We start from the raw sequence: 15,202 nt of genomic DNA, 5'->3' as shown, positions 1-15,202 counted from the left end.
TGGTCATGAAGATCACGCACATCGGCGGCCCGACCGCCGTCCTGAACCTCGGCGGCCTCACGTTCCTGATCGACCCCGCGTTCGACGAGCCCCGGGAGTACCAGCTCCCGGGCCGGGTGATGAAGAAGCTGACCGGCCCGGCGATCCAGGCCGCGGAGCTCGGCCCGGTCGACGTCGTCCTGGTGTCGCACGACCAGCACAAGGACAACCTCGACGACGCCGGGCGCGCACTGCTGGCCGGTATCCCGACGGTGCTGTCGACGCCGGACGCGGCCACCCGCATCTCCGGCGTCCGCGGCCTGGCGAACTGGGAGTCGGTCGACCTGCCGCGTCCGGACGGCGGCGTGATCACGGTGACCGGCGTACCCGCGCTGCACGGGCCGGAGGGTGCGGAGGAGGTCCTCGGAGTGGTCACCGGGTTCGTGCTGCGGGGAGACGGACTGCCGACCGTGTACGTCTCCGGCGACAACGCGTCGCTCGGCCTGGTGAAGGAGATCGCCGACCGGTTCGCGCCGATCGACGTGGCGGTCCTGTTCGCCGGCGCCGCACGCACCACGCTGCTCGACGGAGCCAACCTGACCTTGACGTCCGCCGACGCGGTCGAGGCCGCGCGCCTGCTCGACGCGGCCGTCGTCGTACCGGTGCACACCGAGGGCTGGGCGCACTTCACCGAAGGCCCCGACCAGTTCGCGGCCGCCTTCGCCGAGGCCGGTCTGTCCGACCGCGTGAAGCTCCTCGACCACGGTGTCGCGACCGACCTTGATTGAGCACTTGACGAGCACGGAGCGTGACGGATAGCGTGTGCGACCGCCGGGGGGACCGGCAGTTCGTGTTCATCGGGCCGGGGGGACATCGGCCCACTGCCAAGGGGGAATTCCTTGTTCGTACGACGCTTCCGCACGCTCTTTTCCGCCGCCACGGCCGCCCTGGTGCTGGCCGGTTCGGCGGCGCTGGCACCACTGCAGGCCGACGCGGCGATCACCGTGGTCCTGAGCGGCATCCAGTACGACCCGCCGGGCGCCGACGTCCGGACGAACGCCCAGCTGAACAACGAGTTCTTCACCGTGCGCAACATCAGCTCGCGGCCGATCAACCTGTCCGGCTTCCGCGTGCTGGACGCCGCCAATCACCTGTTCGTGTTCCCGCGCGGCTACGTCCTGCCGGGGCAGTCGACGGTGATCGTCCGCACCGGCAAGAACCGCAACCGCGCGCTCACGCTGTACTGGAACCAGAGCTGGTACATCTGGAACAACACCGGCGACACCGCCCGGTTCCAGACGCCGGCCGGCAAGACCTTCGACACCTGCACCTACAAGGCCGTCACCGGCCGCTACCGGGTCGCCTGCTAGCCGCGCGTCGCGGGCGCGGGGTCGGCGCCCTCCGGGATCCACTGTTGGACGACGATCTCGTCGCCGACCCGGATGTTGCCCGGGGCAAGCACTGCGGCCTTGACGCCGAAGCTCACCCCGCCGCCGTAGGCGGGCTCGCGGCGGTACGTCGCCAGCGTCCGGGTCGGTTCCGGCCCGGACTTGGCGCCGGTCGCCTGGTCCACGGTCGGTACCGCGCAGCGGATGCCGCGCGCGGAGTACCCGATCCCGACCTCTCCGGCGGTCATCCGGAGCACCCGGTCCTCGGTGTGCGGCTCGTCCCAGCCGGAGATCACCAGGTTCGGCCGGAAACGGTTCATCGGGATCGCGTCGCCGCCGCGCTCGAGAATGCGGGCGTTCAGCCCGTCGAGTGACGACTGCGACGTGATCATCAGCGCGTGCGCGTCACCGAAGCCGGTCAGCCCGCGATGCGCACCCCACCCCGGCCGCTCGTGCTCGGGTGTCACCCGGACCAGCGCCGCCGGGGTGCCGAGCCGCTCGGTGAACCACTCGTCCGCGGCCGGATCCTGGACCACGCCGAGCCCGAACCACTTCTCGAACAGGCTGACGTCGCGCCGCTTCCCGTCGTACCGGATCCCGATCTCGAGATCCGGCGCGCCCGGCGCCGACAGCCGGAGCGCGTCACCGGCCACCTCGGCGTGCAGCGTCGCCATGGCCGGCAGCTTGCGCTGGCTGAGGAACGTCCCGTCGGGCTGGACGAGCATGAACAACCGGTCGTTCAGCAATCCGGTCGGTCCGACCTCAGCGGTCTCGACGGAGATCCCGGCGAGCCCCTTCACCGGGTAATAGGCCAGGGCAGCAACCTTCACGACAGACACAGGCTCAAGCCTAACCGGCCTTGCTCTGTTGAAACATGTTGAGTTATGTTTGAACACGTGGAGGACTTCGCAGCTGCCCTGCAACAGGTACGCCGGCACGCGGGCCTGAGTTACCGCCGGCTGGCCGAGCGCGCGCACTACTCACATCCACAACTGATCCGCGCGACAAGCGGCAAGCAACTGCCGACGTGGGACGTGACAGCGGCCTATCTGCGGGGTTGCGGCGTCCCGGCGGACCTGATGCCCGTCTGGCGCCGGCGTTGGGAGCAGGCGAGCCGCGACCCGCGCGACATCGTCGCCTTGCTGGAGAACGCGGCGACCCTCGAGGACCTGGGTGCCGCGGTCGCGGCCCTCACGCGGCCGCGCTCGCTGCGGGCTCTGGAACAGCAGTCAGGGATCCCGCGGGCGACGATCCAGGCGTGGCTTCAAGGCACCCGGCTGGCCGGGCGGGACCGGCTGGACCACCTGGTCCGCTCGGTCGGCGCCACGCCCGAGGAGCGTGCGGCAGTCGCCCGCACGGCGGCTCGGCTCAGCGCCGACGCCGGGCAAGCGCGGGGCCGCGTCAGCTCCGGAACACCGAGGCCGGTGCGCGCGGCGTGAGGTAGCCCTCCGCGTCGGTGAGCGGGGCCGCCTTGCCGGCGAGCTCGCCGAGCGGCATCACGTCGTACGGCGGTTGCGCCCGGCGGCCGGCGTCGGTCAGGTCGGGTACAGGTTGGCGCGACGCGACCATGATCACGTTCCCGAATCCCTTGCCGCGCAGGATCTTCCGCTCCGCGAGCACCACACCCGCGCCGATCGCCGCCTGAACGGTCGCCGCGGTCCGGCGGACGAAGGGCAGGCCGGCCTTGCCGTCGATCAGGTTCGCGACCAGGACGCCGGTCGGCCGCAGGACCCGGGTGCACTCGGCGAAGAACTCCGCCGTCACCAGGTTCGCCGGGACGGCCTCGTGCTCGAAGGCGTCCAGGATCACCAGGTCCATCGAGTCGTCGTACACCTCGGAGATCCCCGCCCGGCCGCTGACCGGGCGGACCTTGATCCCGGAACGCTTCGGCAGCGGCAGCGCCTCGCGGACGAAGTCGGTCAGGTCCTCGTCGGGTTCGAGCACGACCTGCCGGGACCGCGGGCGGGTCACGGCGACGTACCGCGGCAGGCTCAGCGCGGCGCCGCCGACGTGCAGCACCGCGACCGGCTGCCGCCGCGGCGCGACCGCGTCCACGACGTCACCGATCCGGCGCATGTACTCGAACGCCAGGTTGCCCGGGTCCGCGAGATCCACCTGCGACTGCGGCGACCCGTCGACCCGCAACACGAACGTCCCGTCGTGCTGCACCTCGACACTCGCCAGGCCCGATCCGGTCCGCCGCTCCACCCGGCCATCTTTTCAGGCCGCGATGTGAGCAATCAGGCGGTGCCCCAGCGTTGGGCTGTGACAGTCGGCTTGCTAGCGTCCGAAGGACACAATCGGATGAGCTAGGAGCGAGTCGTGAGCACTACACCGGTGAAGGTGGCCGTTACCGGGGCCGCGGGGAATATCGGTTACAGCCTGCTGTTCCGGATCGCGAGCGGGGCGCTGCTCGGGCCGGACACGCCGGTGGAGCTGCGGCTGCTGGAGATCACCCCGGCGCTGAAGGCGCTCGAGGGCGTCGTCATGGAGCTCGAGGACTCGGCCTTCCCGACGCTCGCCGGGATCGAGATCGGCGACGACCCGAACGTCGTCTTCGACGGTGTCAACGTCGCGCTGCTGGTGGGTGCGCGGCCGCGGACCAAGGGCATGGAGCGCGGTGACCTGCTGGAGGCCAACGGCGCGATCTTCACCGTCCAGGGCAAGGCGCTCAACGAGCACGCCGCGGACGACGTCCGGATCACCGTCACCGGCAACCCGGCGAACACCAACGCGCTGATCGCGAAGAGCAACGCGCCGGACATCCCCGCCGAGCGGTTCTCCGCGCTGACCCGGCTGGACCACAACCGGGCGCTGGCGCAGCTGGCGAAGAAGACCGGCACGCACGTCACCGACCTGAAGAAGCTCACGATCTGGGGCAACCACTCCGCGACGCAGTACCCGGACATCTTCCACGCCGAGGTGGCCGGCAAGAACGCGGCCGAGGTCGTCAACGACCAGGCCTGGGTGGAGAACGACTTCCTGCCGACCGTGCAGAAGCGCGGCGCCGCGATCATCGAGGCCCGCGGCGCGTCCTCGGCGGCCTCCGCCGCGGCCGCCACCATCGACCACACCCGCGACTGGCTGAAGGGTTCGGCCGACGGCGACTGGCTGTCGATGGCGGTCGTCTCCGACGGTTCGTACGACGTGCCGGAGGGCCTGATCTCGTCGTTCCCGGTGACCACCAAGGACGGCAACTGGGAGATCGTCCAGGGCCTGGACATCAACGAGTTCTCCCGCGGCAAGATCGACGCGTCGGTCGCCGAGCTCGGCGAGGAGCGCGACGCGGTCAAGGAGCTCGGCCTGATCGGCTGACCCTCGTCCTCGGAACAGCACAGCAGGCCCCCGGTGAGGCAACCGGGGGCCTGCTGCCGTTCTCACCGCAGGCTGTAGGCGGCGATCACGGTCTGGGTCGTACTGTTCCCGGCCGCGTCCGTCGCCGTCGCGCGCAACGAGACGGTCTTGCCGCCCGGTGTCGGGAAGACCGCCTTCCCGCCCACGAGCGGCGCCTGCCGCCAGGTGGCCCCGGCGTCACCGGAGTACTCGATCTTCACCTTCGCGACCGCGCCGCCCTTGACCTCGAACGGCAGCGTCGTGACCGGGGTGCGGGCCATCGTGTTGTTCCCGTCCACGTCCGGCCGGAAGCCGACTGTGTGGATCGGAAGGTTCTGCTGGTCCGCGGACGAGGTGAACGTCGCCTCCAGGTCCATCCGCGTCGAGAACGGCCAGAGCTGCTGCGTGCCGGTCGTGACCAGCTTGTACGACGCCTTACCGGTCGGCTGGTTCGCGACGCTGACGTAGCCGAACCGGTTCGTGGACCCGATCTCGGCCCCGTCCCGGTAGAGCTTGGTGCTGCCCGTCAACTCGATCTGGCCGGCGTGCCCGTCCGCGTCGGTGAGCGAGTACAAGTAGATGCCGAGCTGTCCCGCCGACCGCGTCGCGGCGTACACCGACGGCACGAACGCGGCCGCGTTCCACCGCTCCCGGTAGTACCGCCCGGCCTTGTACGGCATCGACTTGCCTTCCAGCGACCACTTGCCGAACGGGAAGTCCGAGCCGTCGGTGTCCTCCTCGGTCGCGCCGCCGAAGCCGTACGGCGTCTCGTCGACGTAGTACCGGATGGTCCGCGCGGGATCGAGGCGGATGACGCGGGCCCAGCCGCTGTCGCCGTTCGGACCGGTCGGGAACAGCATCTTGAACAGCCGCTTGCCGTCGGCGGAGTTGACCGTCGCGTCGACGGTCGCCAGGTCGGACTGCTTCACCCTCCGGTCGAAACCGGTCGGGAAGTCGCCGGGGAAGTAGTTCGCGATCCCGTACAGGTACGGCGTGTTCGTGTAGAAGCCGTCCTCGCCGGGGATGCCCCACTGCGACGTCACATGGCCGATCAGCTGGTCCGCCGGCAGTTTCGGCCCGGCGTTGTAGGTGAACATCTCGCCGGACCTGAAGCCGCCCGCATCGTAGCTGTACTGCCCGCTTCTGAGCGTCCGGTCGAACCCGATGCCCGAGTTCGCCTGCTTCGCGGTGGCATCCGGCACCGAGGTGGTGATCGGCTCCGCCTTCCGCGCGTCCAGCACGACGGTCCGGTCCGCGGTCAGCTGCACGCTTGGCGCGACCAGTGTGAAGAAGATCCAGTCGTCGGTCCCGCGCTCGAACTCCTGGAACGTGTTGAGCAGGTACTCGCCCTGCGGCAGCCGCACGGTCACCGAACCGGTCTCGTCCGGCGCCAGGTGCTTGCTCTGCTCGTTGTCCACGCCCAGCAACGTCACCGGGTAGTTCGGCTCCGGGTTTCCGTTGCGTGCGATCACCTTGACGGTCAGGTCGTACGACGGACCTTCCTTGTTGACCCCGACCGGTACGACGACGGCCTGGCCGCCGCCCGTGGCCGTGATCCGACCGCTGTACAGGCCATCCGCGCCGCCGAGCGTGGTGTCGGATGTCGCCTGTACGGACGCCGTACCGCCGGCCGGGACGGTGACCGAGTCGGCACTGAGCTTGAGCGCACCGGCCGGGGCCGCCACGCCGCCCGGACCGGTCAGCACCGAGGACAGCGCGAGCGTGACCGAGGCGTCGCCGAGGTTCCGGAACGTCACCTCGCGGGTGACCGGCTGGTCGTCGTCGTGCGGGTACGCCGCGAGGCCGAACGACACGCTGCCCGGCTCGGCGACCACGTTCTGCTTGATCGCCGTGGTCAGGTTGATCCGCCCGGCGCCCTGCTGGAACGCGGTCTGATCCGCCGCGACCTTCGCCGATCCCATCAGCGCGGCCTTCAGTTCGGCAGCCGTCCAGGACGGATGTTCCTGCAGCAGGATCGCGGCCGCGCCGGCGGTGTGCGGCGTCGCCATCGACGTACCGGACAGCCGCAGGTAGTTGTCGCCGACCGGTTCGCCGATCGACGAGTCCTTCGACTTCGCTGCAACGATGTCGGTGCCCGGCGCGGTCACGTCCGGCTTCAGCGCACTGTCACCGATCCGCGGCCCGCGGCTCGACGTCAGGTTCAGCTCGTCCTGCTTGGTGACGTTGCCGACCGTCAGCGCCGCGTCCGCGCTGCCCGGCGACTCGATCGTCCCGTCACCGGGACCACTGTTGCCAGCGGCAACGACAAACAACGCGCCGGTCTGCGCGGTCAGCCGGTTCACGGCCTCCTCGACCGGGTCGAGCTCGGGCGTGTCCGGACCGCCGATGCTCAGGTTGACGATCTTCGCCTTGACGTCGGTCGCGGCCCACTCCATGCCGGCCAGGATCGCCGACTCCTCGCAGCCGTAGACCTCGCAGATCTTGCCGTCGTAGATCTTCGCGTCCGGCGCGACGCCCTTGTACCGTCCGTCCGACGCGGCGCCGGTTCCGGCGATCGTCGACGCGACATGCGTTCCGTGCCCGACCACGTCGTCGGCGGACTCGGTGGTGAAGTTCTTGGCGCCGGCGATCTGCGGCGCGAGATCGGGATGTGTCGCGTCCACGCCCGTGTCGAGGACCGCCACCGGCACGCCCTTGCCGGTGAACCCGGCCTGCCACGCGTCCGGCCCGCCGATCTGCGGCACCGACTCGTCCAGCAGCACCTTCCGCTTCCCGTCCAGCCACAGTTTGCTGAACCCGGCGGAGCCGATGAAGTTCTTCGCACCGCTCTTGCTGACCTTCATCGCCGCGCCGCTGATCGACGGCAACTGCCGAAGCACCTTCGCACCCGCGGGTACGGCGCGCTTCGCGTTTCCGCTGTACGTCGTGAGCACCGGGATCGTGCTGGTCGACGCGTCGTCGTACCCGTCCTTCACCAAGCCGGCGACATCGAACAGCCGGCGGTCGATCCGGCCGCTTCCGACGTCCTTGCTGACGTCGGCCGGGATCACGTACGCGTGGTCCCGGAACCGTTGCTTGACGAAGCCGACGTTCTCCCGGCCCTCGCCGGGCTCGACGGTCAGCTTGGCGACGTCGCCACCGGGCAGCAGCACCCGGTCGCCGGTGATCAGCGTGACGCTGACGTTCTTGCCGCCACCGGCCGGTGGAACGACGGGTGCTGTCGGCGCCGCCTGAGCCGGCGTCAGGGCCCCGGCGGCAAAGCCCGCGACCGCCAGGACGGCGATCGCGGGCGTTCCTCTGCGCATGTTTCTCGAACTCACAGCCTCACCCCAAAAAAGTCGGTTGTCGGCGCACCAGCTAGACGCCGCAACCGACCTTCAGGGTTGCATCAGCCCAATCTGTAGGAACTGATAACGGTCACGTCCGTTACGTTGCCGCGGCGTCGTGCCAGGTCTTGCCGTCGTCACCGGACACCTCGACGGTGAGCTTCCGGATCGCCGGCACCCGCTGGGCGGCGAATCAGGCCGCCGGAGCCACGGTGGCGTCGGCCTGGCCGGAGGCGGTCAGGGACCGGGCGACGAACCCCGAGGACTTCAGGTCCTCGATCAGGTCGTGGAGGTAGGCAACCGTCTCGGGGCGCTTCGACTTCGCGGTGCCGACGGCCTGCTGGATCTGCATGAACCGCTCGTCGATCAGGCGGAGCTCCGGGTGCTCGGCGACATACCGGGTGATCGGCTGACGGATGCCGGCCGCCGCCTCCAGCCCCTCGGCCCGGAAGACGTCGACGCCCTCCGCGCCGCGGACGACCGTAGCCTCGCGCAACGTCCTGGTCAGGTGGAGATCGTAAGCCGATCCCTGCTTCACACCGATCCGCACACCCGGCGCGTCGACCTCGGCGACCGTCGTCAGCGCGGACTCTCGCGGGACGGCGTAGACGCCCTCGATCACGACGTACGGCGCGGTGAACGCGACCTCGGTCGCGCGCGCCGGGTCGATCGCGAGGAAGCAGAGATCCGCCCGGCCGGTCGTCATCGCCTCGAACGACTTCCGCGCCGCGTCGAAGCAGACCAGTTCCAACGGCAACTCCAGCCGCTCGGCCAGTTCCCGCGCGATGTCGACGGTCACGCCGGCCGGCGCCTCCGTCGTACCCTGCGCCAGCACCGGATTCCCCAGATTGATCGAGGCCCGCAGCACCCCGGACGGCGCAAGATCGCCGGCAACAGTCGTCATACCGGCATTGTAGTTTTCGCAGAGTCATTGCCTAAGTCGGGTGGGGGTCCTACTGTGTCCCGCAGGAACCGTCCGATGGGGGTGTTATGAGGCGTCGGAGTGTGGGGCTGCTGGTGGCGGCCGCGATGGTCGTTCCAACGACTGTCGCCGTGCCTGCCGAAGCACACGGCAGCGACAAACGAGTGGTGGGCTACTACACCAACTGGAGTGGCTACGCCCGGAACTTCCTGGTCAGCGATCTGGTCAAGAACGGGTCCGCGGCCCGGCTGACCCAGATCAACTACGCGTTCGGCTTCGTCGACGCCCAGGGGAACTGCTACAGCAGCGACCCGTGGGCCGACTACCAGCGGCCGTTCACCGCCGAGCAGAGTGTGAACGGCAAGGCCGACGAGCCCGGTCAGGTGCTCAACGGCAATCTCAACCAGCTGAAACAGCTCAAGCAGAAGTACCCGAAGCTCCGGATCAGCATCTCGCTCGGCGGCTGGACCGGCTCGGCGCACTTCTCCGACGCGGCGCTCACGCCGGCCTCGCGGGCCGCGCACGTGACGTCCTGCCTGGACCTCTGGCTGAAAGGCAACCTGCCCGGTCTGCCGGCCGGCGCCGCGAAGGGGATCTTCGACGGCATCGACCTGGACTGGGAGTGGCCGGCCAGCGAAGGCAACCCGGGCAACGTGATCCGGCCGGAGGACAAGCAGAACTTCACCGCGCTGGTGCACGAGTACCGCAAGCAGCTCGACCGGCTGCCCGGCCGGCACGACCTGACCGCGTTCCTGCCCGCGAACCCGGCGATGATCGACCGCGGCTTCGAGGTCCGCAAGCTCTTCAAGGACCTGACGTTCGGTACCACGCAGGGCTACGACTACCACGGACCGTGGGAGACGCTCACCAACCAGCAGTCGGCGATCGACGGCCCCGCAGGGGATCCGACGACGCCGGAGTTCAGCTCGCAGGTGACGATCGACGCGTACCTGTCCCGCGGCGCGCCGCGCAGCAAGCTGGTGATGGGTGTGCCGTTCTACTCGCACGGCTGGACCGGTGTGACGAACCAGAACCACGGTCTCTTCCAGCCGTCGACCGGTCCGGCGCCGTCGACGTTCGACGCCGGCACCGAGGACTACCGCTACCTCAAGGCACAGCTGGCGAAGTACACCGTCTACCGCGACAACCGCGCCGGGTTCGCCTGGCTGTTCGACGGTACGACGTTCTGGACCTGGGACGACCCGGTCGAGATGCGGCGCAAGGCGCAGTACATCTCGCACCGCGACCTGGGCGGGGCGATGATCTGGTCGCTCGACGGCGACACCGAAAACGGGGAGCTGATCTCGGCGTTGCACCGTAACCTTCGCTGAGTGGATCTCCAGACTCTCCAGGACCGGTTCGGCGCTCATCAGGCCGAACCGGTCCACGTCGGTTGTTCCGGCGCGACCGTGGTCAAGCTCAGCCGCGGCCGGGAACGCCTGTACTACAAGGCCGGGGCCGGTCTGGACCTCGAGGCGGACCGGCTGTCCTGGCTGGCCTCGACGGGATTCCCCTGCCCGCGCGTCGTTGACCGAGGCAACAACTGGCTCCTGACCACGGAGCTCGCCGGCCGGGACGCCTCGCAGGACTGGCCTGCGGCAGACCGTCCCGCGGTCCTGGCCGCTCTGGCCGAGGGCCTTCGCGCCCTCGACGAGCTCACGGGCTGCCCATTCCCGTCACCCTTTCCCGGTGCGGGATCCGCGGTGACGCACGGGGACTACGCGGCGCCGAACGTCTTCATCGACCCGGCGACGCTCCGCTTCGCCGGCCTCCTCGACCTCAGCCGGCTCGGCGTCGGCGACCGCTACCTGGACCTCGCGTTGATGTTCAAGAGCCTTCGCGGCGGCCTCAACCCGCAGTACGGCGGCCTGCCCGCGGCCCGGCGCTTCGTCGAGCTGTACGGCGGGGACCCGGGCGACCCGCGCATCGAGCGCTACATCACGCTCGACGACGCCGGCGACTACCTGCCCCGATAGGCCCGCCGGTAGGCGCTCGGGGTGGTATGCAGCGCGGCGCGGAACCTGCGGCGCAGATTGGTCGCCGACGAAAGGCCGACCCGCAGCGCGATGGCCTCGACGGAAAGGTCCGTTTCCTCCAGCAGAACACGTGTTCTGGCGATCCGCTGCGCCAGCAACCACTGCCCCGGAGCCATGCCCACCTGCTGCTCGAACCGGCGCGCCAAGGTCCGCGTCGACACGTTTCCGCGGCGCGCCAGGTCGTCGACCGTGATCGGCTCCCCCAATCGCTCCACCGTCCACGCCAGCAGAGCACCCACTCCGTCAGTTGAACTTCCCGCGTTTCCTGGGCTCTCGGAGCGGTACTGCGCCTGACCACCTTCGCGATGCGGCGGCATCACCATCCGCCCCGCGACCCGGGCCGCATACGCCGCGCCCTGATCCCGCCGTACCAGATGCAGGCAGAGATCGATCCCCGTCCCGGACCCGCCACTCGAAGCGACGTCGCCGTGGTCGATGTACAGCACATCCGCATCCACCTGTACCGCGGGGAATCGGCGTTGCAGCTCCTCGGCGTACCGCCAATGCGTGGCCACCCGGCGCCCGTCGAGCAGCCCGGTCGCCGCAAGGAGGTATGCGCCCGAACAGATGCTGACGAGCCGAGCACCGCGTCGATGAGCCCGGGTGAGCGCGCGGACGACGGCCGAGGTCGGCTCACGGTTGATCGGCAACCAGCCCGGCACGACGATCGTGCCGGCCCGGTCGAGAGCGCGCAGCCCGGACGTGACCACCATGTCGAAACCCTCGGTGGTACGGACGGCGCCCGGCTCCTCGGTGCACACGCTGAACCGGTACGGCGCGTCGCGGAAGACCGCGGCCGCACACCCGAGCTCGAAACTCGCCTGCGGCGCGGTCACCAGTGCGACAACCCGGTGCATGGCAGAAAAGTACCTTACCGGGACTATCCAGACACTGGGGACAAACCTGTGGACACCGCGAGGATCGGACCCATGGAGACCTACGAATGGGCGTCCGTCGACGCCGCACCGGTCCGCGAAATCTTTCCCGGCATCAGACTGCGACCGCTGTGGTCCGGGGCGGTGGCCAAGGCATTCGTCCTGCAGATGGAACCGGGATCACGCTGGGAAGGCATCGACGTCCACGACCCGGGACCCGAGGAGGTCTTCGTCGTCGACGGCGTCTTCAACGACGGCACCCGCGACTACCCGGCCGGCTCGTTCATCCACGCCCCGGCCGGGTCGTCACACATTCCGCAGTCCGCGAAGGGCTGCACGCTGTTCCTGTTCTACCCCGAGGGTTAGTCCTCGGTGCTACGCAGCTCGGTCGGGGCGCCGTGGACCGCGGGGATGGTGCCGAGCTTGCCGGCCTGGAAGTCCTCGAAGGCCTGGATGACCTCGGCGCGGGTGTTCATCACGAACGGGCCGGCCATCGCGACCGGCTCGCGGATCGGGCGGCCGCCGATCACCAGGACGTCGAGGTTGGGCTCCGCCTGCGGCTGCGACGTGCTCGCCGCCGTACGGATGGTGTCGCCCGGACCGAAGACGGCCAACTGGCCCTTGCGGATCGGGCGGCGGTCGGCGCCGACCGTGCCCTGGCCGGCCAGGACGTAGACGAGAGCGTTGTAGTCCGGCTGCCACGGCAGGACCATTTCCGCGCCGGGGCTGACCGTGGCGTGGACGAGCGTGATCGGGGTGTGGGTCGAACCGGGTCCGTTGTGGCCGTCGACCGTTCCGGAGATCACGCGGATCAGCGAGCCGCCGTCGGGCGTCGAGAGCAGAGCGGAGTCGCCGCCCCGGATGTCCTGGTAGCGCGGCGGTGCCCACTTGAGCGCCTTGGGCAGGTTCACCCAGAGCTGGATGCCGTGGAACAGGCCACCGCTCACCACGAGGTGCTCCGGCGGCGTCTCGATGTGCAGCAGGCCACTGCCCGCGGTCATCCACTGCGTGTCGCCGTTGGAGATCACTCCGCCACCGCCGGTGGAGTCCTGGTGCTCCATGATGCCGTCGAGCATGTACGTGACGGTCTCGAAGCCGCGGTGCGGGTGCCACGGGGTGCCCTTCGGCTCACCCGGCGCGTACTCGACCTCACCCATCTGGTCCATATGGATGAACGGGTCCAGGTCGCGCAGGTCGACGCCCGCGAACGCGCGCCGCACCGGGAAGCCCTCGCCTTCGTAGCCGCTCGGCGCGGACGTCACCGACTTCACGGCACGCTCCCGCACCACGGCCGGGTCCTGCTCGCTGATGCGGGGCAGGACGGTGATGTCGCTGACGGTCACGGCGGGCATGGTGTGCTCCTCGCTGATTGGTAGTTCAAGAATAAACTATCTCCTCGAACCGGAGCAAGAGCGCCCGCATTCCCGGGCCGCCGCGGAACTGGCCGGCACGCAGCGCTGGGTGCGGACCTCCATCACTCACCAACCTCCCGAAAGCCCCTTCGTCCGACCAACCTCACGCTGCGCGCCCGCGCCCGCGGCGCGCTTGGTGAGTGGCGCACGTCCGCTCACCCCAGTGAGGCCGAGCCGGATGCGACCCGGGCCCGCGCGCGTGGCAGACTCTGGAGTCGTGACGGCGCAGATTCTGGATGGCAAGGCGACGGCGGCGGCGATCAAGGACGAGTTGAAGGTCCGGGTCGCGAAGCTTGCCGAGCAGGGTGTGGTGCCCGGGCTCGGCACGATCCTGGTCGGCGACGACCCGGGCAGCCGGGCGTATGTGGCGGGCAAGCACCGCGACTGCGCGGCGGTCGGGATCGCCTCGATCCAGGTCGAGCTGCCGGCGACCGCGACCCAGGACGAGATCGCCGCCAAGGTCCAGGAGCTCAACGAGAACCCGGACTGCACCGGCTTCATCGTCCAGCTCCCGCTCCCCAAGCACGTCGACACGAACACGATCCTCGGGCTGATCGACCCCGCCAAGGACGCCGACGGCCTGCACCCGGTCAGCCTGGGCAAGCTCGTCCTCGGCCAGGACGGCCCGCTGCCGTGCACCCCGAAGGGCTGCGTGGAGATCCTCCGGCGGTACGACGTACCGATCGCGGGCGCGCACGTGGTCGTCGTCGGCCGCGGCGTGACCGCGGGCCGGCCGATGGGGCTGCTGTTCACCCGGCGCAGCGAGAACGCGACCGTCACCCAGTGCCACACCGGCACGAAGGACCTCGCCGCCGTCGTCCGGACCGGCGACATCGTGATCGCCGCCGCCGGTTCGGCCGGGCTGATCACGGCGGACATGGTGAAGCCCGGCGCCGTCCTCCTCGACGTCGGCACCAGCCGCAACGCCGAGGGCAAGATCGTCGGTGACATCGAGGACGCCGCGCGTGAGCAGGCCGCGTGGATCGCGCCGATGCCCGGCGGCATCGGCCCGATGACGCGGGCGATGCTCCTCACCAACGTCGTCGAGGCCGCCGAAGCGAGCCTGGCGCAGTGACCGCCGGCGTACGGCGGAGCGCCGAGACGGGTACGGCGTGCTGATGGCGGGCGAGGCCCAACGCCGCAGTCAGTGGCCGCTGGCGTTGACGCTCCTGGTCGCCCTCACCGGCCTGGTCGTGCTCTGGTTCTACGACTGGCGCAACGGCGTACTTGTCTTCGCCGGCGCCGTAGGCCTGGCCGCCGTCCTCCGAGCCACCCTCTCCGACACCGCGGCCGGCCTCCTGCAGATCCGCAGCCGCATGTTCGACACCAGCTTCCTGATCCTCACCGCCACCGCCATCGCCGTCCTGGGCCTGATCATCCCGAACTGATCCCGGACGGCCGTCAGGTCTCCTACTGCCGCAGCTTCAGATCGTCCAGGCCCAGGGCGCATAGACACTGACCCGCACAGCATCGAGGAGCGGCGCGATGTACTTCACCGAGCACCCCTTGGCGTACGCATTGCGCGCGGCAACCACCTTCGCCCGCGTGAGGTTGGCCCGCTTCACCTCGTACGCCGTGACGAGCTCCCGCTCGGGCCACGAGTCCTCGGTGTACGACCTCGCCATCCAGTCGTCCGACAACGGATCCGCCGACGAACCGAGCGCGCGGCCGACGTCACTGTTCGCAGGCGGGTTCAACTGATCGCCACGGTCGTCGCCGGCCCAGTGCCGGCCCGGCGGGTTGTAGTTCGTCAGCACGTCGTACTCGTACTGCCAGCTCCACTCCTCGTACGAGCACGCGAAGATCACCTGCGCATACCCCGGACGAGGCGCGCGCAGAGCATCGTTCGGCGCCTGCAGGCGCGTCACGGTGATCCGCTGGTACGCCGCCGTCGGCAGCTCGGGCCGTGACGGCAACCGCTTGGTCGGACAGGGCACTGCAACCGCCAAAGCCCCCAGCCTTCGCATGCG

The 15,202-nt window shown here is 69.8% G+C and carries 16 protein-coding genes; 9 read left to right on the top strand and 7 right to left on the bottom strand.

The window, feature by feature from the left end; genetic code table 11:
- Window positions 1–5: 5 nt before the first annotated feature.
- Window positions 6–767: an MBL fold metallo-hydrolase gene (locus AB0L64_RS12820; protein WP_363710300.1), complete on the top strand. Its 762-nt coding sequence runs from the start codon at window positions 6–8 to the stop codon at window positions 765–767.
- A gap of 111 nt (window positions 768–878) precedes the next feature.
- Complete coding sequence (locus tag AB0L64_RS12815) at window positions 879–1,349, top strand: lamin tail domain-containing protein (RefSeq protein WP_363710299.1); 471 nt, start codon at window positions 879–881, stop codon at window positions 1,347–1,349.
- Here AB0L64_RS12815 and AB0L64_RS12810 read toward each other — a convergent pair.
- The gene (locus AB0L64_RS12810) at window positions 1,346–2,206 is read right to left on the bottom strand and encodes an MOSC N-terminal beta barrel domain-containing protein (RefSeq protein ID WP_363710298.1); all 861 of its coding nucleotides are present in this window, start codon (window positions 2,204–2,206) and stop codon (window positions 1,346–1,348) included. The genes AB0L64_RS12815 and AB0L64_RS12810 overlap by 4 nt on opposite strands.
- Window positions 2,207–2,263: 57 nt before the next feature.
- Between AB0L64_RS12810 and AB0L64_RS12805 the strand changes: the two genes are divergently transcribed.
- Window positions 2,264–2,806: a helix-turn-helix transcriptional regulator gene (locus tag AB0L64_RS12805; RefSeq protein WP_363710297.1), complete on the top strand. Its 543-nt coding sequence runs from the start codon at window positions 2,264–2,266 to the stop codon at window positions 2,804–2,806.
- On the opposite strand, the gene AB0L64_RS12800 is transcribed toward AB0L64_RS12805, so the two are convergent.
- Window positions 2,769–3,575 carry a fused MFS/spermidine synthase gene (locus AB0L64_RS12800; RefSeq protein ID WP_363710296.1) on the bottom strand — a complete coding sequence of 269 codons (807 nt, stop codon included), beginning with the start codon at window positions 3,573–3,575 and terminating at the stop codon, window positions 2,769–2,771. The two genes, AB0L64_RS12805 and AB0L64_RS12800, sit on opposite strands and share 38 nt — an antisense overlap.
- Before the next feature lie 114 nt (window positions 3,576–3,689).
- On the opposite strand from AB0L64_RS12800, the gene AB0L64_RS12795 reads away from it, so the two are divergent.
- Entirely contained in the window at window positions 3,690–4,682 is a 993-nt protein-coding gene (locus tag AB0L64_RS12795; RefSeq protein ID WP_355473860.1) for a malate dehydrogenase, read from the top strand.
- Window positions 4,683–4,744: 62 nt separating this feature from the next.
- Here AB0L64_RS12795 and AB0L64_RS12790 read toward each other — a convergent pair whose 3' ends face one another.
- Together AB0L64_RS12790 and AB0L64_RS12785 are read right to left on the bottom strand one after the other, a co-directional pair.
- Window positions 4,745–7,981 carry a S8 family serine peptidase gene (locus AB0L64_RS12790; protein ID WP_363710295.1) on the bottom strand — a complete coding sequence of 1,079 codons (3,237 nt, stop codon included), beginning with the start codon at window positions 7,979–7,981 and terminating at the stop codon, window positions 4,745–4,747.
- A 199-nt stretch (window positions 7,982–8,180) separates the two neighbouring features.
- Entirely contained in the window at window positions 8,181–8,891 is a 711-nt protein-coding gene (locus tag AB0L64_RS12785) for a transporter substrate-binding domain-containing protein (protein ID WP_363710294.1), read from the bottom strand.
- Window positions 8,892–8,977: 86 nt separating this feature from the next.
- Between AB0L64_RS12785 and AB0L64_RS12780 the strand changes: the two genes are divergently transcribed.
- Complete coding sequence (locus AB0L64_RS12780; protein ID WP_363710293.1) at window positions 8,978–10,240, top strand: glycoside hydrolase family 18 protein; 1,263 nt, start codon at window positions 8,978–8,980, stop codon at window positions 10,238–10,240.
- Window positions 10,241–10,885, top strand: a complete 645-nt coding sequence (locus AB0L64_RS12775; protein ID WP_363710292.1) for a phosphotransferase — start codon at window positions 10,241–10,243, stop codon at window positions 10,883–10,885.
- Here AB0L64_RS12775 and AB0L64_RS12770 read toward each other — a convergent pair.
- Entirely contained in the window at window positions 10,870–11,802 is a 933-nt protein-coding gene (locus AB0L64_RS12770; RefSeq protein ID WP_363710291.1) for a helix-turn-helix domain-containing protein, read from the bottom strand. The two genes, AB0L64_RS12775 and AB0L64_RS12770, sit on opposite strands and share 16 nt — an antisense overlap.
- A 72-nt stretch (window positions 11,803–11,874) precedes the next feature.
- On the opposite strand from AB0L64_RS12770, the gene AB0L64_RS12765 reads away from it, so the two are divergent.
- Window positions 11,875–12,186, top strand: coding sequence for a cupin domain-containing protein (locus AB0L64_RS12765; RefSeq protein WP_363710290.1), 312 nt, complete (start codon window positions 11,875–11,877; stop codon window positions 12,184–12,186).
- Here the strand turns inward: AB0L64_RS12765 and AB0L64_RS12760 are convergent.
- The gene (locus AB0L64_RS12760; protein ID WP_363710289.1) at window positions 12,183–13,172 is read right to left on the bottom strand and encodes a pirin family protein; all 990 of its coding nucleotides are present in this window, start codon (window positions 13,170–13,172) and stop codon (window positions 12,183–12,185) included. The genes AB0L64_RS12765 and AB0L64_RS12760 overlap by 4 nt on opposite strands.
- Window positions 13,173–13,449: 277 nt before the next feature.
- On the opposite strand from AB0L64_RS12760, the gene AB0L64_RS12755 reads away from it, so the two are divergent.
- The gene (locus AB0L64_RS12755) at window positions 13,450–14,307 is read left to right on the top strand and encodes a bifunctional methylenetetrahydrofolate dehydrogenase/methenyltetrahydrofolate cyclohydrolase (RefSeq protein ID WP_355696189.1); all 858 of its coding nucleotides are present in this window, start codon (window positions 13,450–13,452) and stop codon (window positions 14,305–14,307) included.
- A 43-nt stretch (window positions 14,308–14,350) separates the two neighbouring features.
- Window positions 14,351–14,620, top strand: coding sequence for a DUF3017 domain-containing protein (locus AB0L64_RS12750; protein ID WP_359938612.1), 270 nt, complete (start codon window positions 14,351–14,353; stop codon window positions 14,618–14,620).
- A gap of 36 nt (window positions 14,621–14,656) precedes the next feature.
- Here the strand turns inward: AB0L64_RS12750 and AB0L64_RS12745 are convergent, their stop codons facing one another.
- On the bottom strand, window positions 14,657–15,199 hold the full coding sequence (locus AB0L64_RS12745; RefSeq protein WP_363710288.1) for a hypothetical protein: 543 nt from the start codon (window positions 15,197–15,199) through the stop codon (window positions 14,657–14,659).
- Between the last annotated feature and the right edge of the window lie 3 nt (window positions 15,200–15,202).

The sequence above is a fragment of the Kribbella sp. NPDC051936 genome (assembly GCF_040680955.1).
GTDB lineage: Bacteria > Actinomycetota > Actinomycetes > Propionibacteriales > Kribbellaceae > Kribbella.
Note: the sequence above shows the minus strand (reverse complement) of the source record. Positions and strands in the feature narration are given on the sequence as shown.